The following is a 276-nucleotide window of genomic DNA, read 5'->3' on the forward strand; positions in this document are numbered from 1 at the left end:
GACGACGGCGTGGCCCTCGTCGATGGCGGTGACGATGTCGGCGCGCAGCTTGTCGGTCTGCTTCTGGTCGGCCTTGGCGTCGCGGATCTCCACCGACTGGTAGGCGTCCTTGCCGGTCTCCTTGTTCAGTACGGGGGTGATGTCGTTGATGGAGTTGGTGCCGGCTTCGGTGGTGCCCATGCGCTGGGCCATGCCGTCAACGTCGATGTTCTTGCCCTGCACGCTGAGGGCGTTGCGGGCGGCGGCGGGGCCGCAGTAGTAGAAGTTGGGCTGGGC

1 protein-coding gene is annotated in these 276 nt (G+C 66.7%); it reads right to left on the reverse strand.

The genetic code is table 11. The features are described from left to right. The coding region (locus tag ACSNN9_RS28765) for a C39 family peptidase (RefSeq protein WP_436676431.1) at positions 1–276 on the reverse strand (276 nt) is incomplete at both ends.

It is taken from the genome of Micromonospora sp. URMC 107 (genome assembly GCF_051386315.1).
GTDB lineage: Bacteria > Actinomycetota > Actinomycetes > Mycobacteriales > Micromonosporaceae > Micromonospora.